At 68.4% G+C, this 2,595-nt stretch carries 3 protein-coding genes and 1 pseudogene; 2 read left to right on the top strand and 2 right to left on the bottom strand.

Annotated features, from left to right (window positions below; genetic code table 11):
• On the top strand, positions 1-297 hold a 297-nt coding region (locus ELR45_RS34315), incomplete at its 5' end, for a hypothetical protein (protein WP_205855644.1).
• Here ELR45_RS34315 and ELR45_RS00940 read toward each other — a convergent pair.
• Complete coding sequence (locus tag ELR45_RS00940; protein ID WP_205855643.1) at positions 294-1,145, bottom strand: helix-turn-helix transcriptional regulator; 852 nt, start codon at positions 1,143-1,145, stop codon at positions 294-296. The genes ELR45_RS34315 and ELR45_RS00940 overlap by 4 nt on opposite strands.
• A 162-nt stretch (positions 1,146-1,307) precedes the next feature.
• On the opposite strand from ELR45_RS00940, the gene ELR45_RS00935 reads away from it, so the two are divergent.
• Positions 1,308-2,375, top strand: coding sequence for an aldo/keto reductase (locus ELR45_RS00935; protein WP_129662698.1), 1,068 nt, complete (start codon positions 1,308-1,310; stop codon positions 2,373-2,375).
• A gap of 21 nt (positions 2,376-2,396) precedes the next feature.
• Here ELR45_RS00935 and ELR45_RS36345 read toward each other — a convergent pair.
• Positions 2,397-2,595: pseudogene (locus ELR45_RS36345) on the bottom strand (hypothetical protein); the annotation flags it as partial.

The raw sequence follows: 2,595 nt of genomic DNA, 5'->3' as shown, positions 1-2,595 counted from the left end.
ATCGGGACCGGCCGTGGCCAGAGGGGAGAGCACGTCATCGATGCCGATCACCCGGATCTACCGGAGCTGGGTGATTTCGCCGCCGCGTGTGGCTTCGCAGGCGTGGGCGCACTCGCCGGTGAGCTCGGCGACGGTGGCTCCGGAGGAGCGTTCGGCTCCGACGGCGGAGCCGGCGGCATCGGAGGCTTCGGCGATGGTGGCGGTGGTGCTGGGGGCGCCGGTGGGTTTGGAGGCGGAGACGGCGGTGGCGGTGACGGTGGCGGGGGTGGATCCGGCGGCGGTGGCGGCGGGCCCTAACCGTCCCGGTGGGCGCTGCCGGTGATGGTGTCCAGCGCAGTCTGCGAGGCCGCGTCGGCGCCCCGGTAGACGACCAGGCGCTGATCCCGGTCGTGCAGCGGTGTGAGCACGTCGAACTCGATCGAGATCGGTCCGACAGCTGGGTGCAGCAGGCGCTTGTGACCGTGCGCGTTCACTCGGACGTCGCGCTCGTCCCACAGCCGGGCGAAATCGGGGTTGCCGGCTCTCAGCTCGTTGATCAAGGCTGCGAGCTCGGCGTCGTCGGGCCTGGTCGCCCAGGCGGCTCGCAGGTCGGCGATGCCTTCGCGGATCACCTGCTCGCGGTCGATGTAGAAGTCGCGGATCGTGGGGTGCCGGATGCACAGCCACAGAGCGTTCCGCCGCCGCTGGGGGATCGCGTCGAGGTCGAGTCCCATCAGCAAGGACATCTGCGGATTCCATGCAGTGATGTCCAGCCGGTGGTTGAGCACCATGGCGGGTAGCGGTGACAGGTCGTGCACCATGTTCCCGAGTGGTCCAGGGATCGCCTCGCCGCGTGTGGCGCGCTGGCCGACAGGACGCTGCTGCGCCAGGTCGAACAGGTAGGCCCGCTCGTCGTCATTGAGCTGCAACGCCCCGGCCAGCGCATCGAGGACCTCAGACGATGGGCGCAGGCCTCGGGCCTGCTCGAGACGGGTCACGTAGTCGACGCTGACCCCCGCGAGCTCTGCCACCTCTTCGCGTCGCAGGCCTGGCGTGCGGCGTGCGCGACGACCGGACGGCAGCTCCGCGTCGGCCGGCGCGAGCCGTTCCCGCCGGGTACGCAGGAAGGCCGCCAGCTCTTGGCTCATGTCCATGGTGGTGCTCACGTCCAGGATTCTATGGCGGATGCTTCCTGGGACTGCGAGTCCCAGGACGATCCTTCCCTTCCCGCTGGCCCGGACGACGGCGAAGCTTGAGCGAGCGGGCCAGCCAGCAGCGGAGGCGGCCCGCGGCCCTTGACATCACCGCTGCGAAGACAGGAGGCCATTGTGGCTGGAACCGTTTCTCTCGACAGCTATCGACTCCTGGGTCGCTCGGGCCTGCGGGTGTCGCCGCTGGCGCTGGGGACGATGACCTTCGGAGACGATTGGGGATGGGGCGCCGACAAGGACGAGTCTCGGCGGATCTTCGACGCCTACGTCGATCGCGGCGGCAACTTTGTCGACACGGCGAACGTATACACGAACGGCACGTCCGAGCAGCTGACCGGACAGTTCGCCGCCGACAAGCGTGAACGTCTGGTTCTCGCGACGAAGTACACGTGCACGATGCGCGAGCATGACCCCAACTCTGGGGGAAACCACCGCAAGAACATGGTGCGCTCGGTCGAGGCGAGCCTGCGGCGACTCGGTACGGACTACATCGACCTGCTGTACCTGCACGCCTGGGACGGCATGACCCCGGTCGAGGAGATCCTGCGCGCTATGGACGACCTGGTCACGGCCGGCAAGATCATGTACGTCGGCATCTCGGATGCGCCGGCGTGGCAGGTCTCGCGGATGCAGGCGATCGCGGATCTGCGTGGCTGGTCGCCCCTGGTGGCCCTGCAGATCGAGTACAGCCTGATCGAGCGGACGGTCGAGCGCGACCTGATCCCGATGGCGCGCGATATGGGACTCGGTGTCATCCCGTGGTCGCCGCTGGGAAGTGGCGTGCTGACCGGCAAGTACACCAGGGCCGATCTTGACATCGGAACCGGCACGGCGGGCGCCGCGGGGACCCGTAAGAATGTCGCGGCCGCCAGCGGTGCGCTGACTGAGCGCGGCCTCACGATCGCCGACGTGGTGAAGGGCATCGCGGGGGAGACGGGGCACACGCCCTCTCAGGTCGCGCTGGCATGGACGATGCTGAACCCGGCGGTGACGTCGCCGATCGTCGGCGCACGCACCCTGGCCCAGCTCGAGGACAACCTCGGCGCGCTCGATGTGCGATTCACCGACGATCAGCGAGCCAGGTTGGAAGAGGCGAGCGCGGTCGAACTCGGGTTCCCGCACGAGTTCCTCGCCCGGCCGATGACGCGCAACGTCATGTTCGGCGACGTCACGATCATCGGCTAGCGAAGCTACGGCCGCGGACCACTAGAACGGCGGGAGGTCCGGTTCGGTTGGTCCCTCGGCGGGTGGTGGGTCGTGCGTGGGTGTCGGTGGTGCGATGCCCGGCAACCGGACGAGGTGTTGACGACCGGTGGGGCTGGTGAAGCGCTGCACTCCGGGCCCGATCCGTTCGATGGTCCATCCGGCGTGGTGCTTCTGCAGGTGACACGTTTTGCACAGCAGT

The sequence above is a fragment of the Phytoactinopolyspora endophytica genome (genome assembly GCF_004138495.1).
Classification (GTDB): domain Bacteria; phylum Actinomycetota; class Actinomycetes; order Jiangellales; family Jiangellaceae; genus Phytoactinopolyspora; species Phytoactinopolyspora endophytica.
The sequence above is the reverse complement of the archived record's forward strand: the minus strand, read 5'-3'. Positions and strand labels throughout refer to the sequence as shown.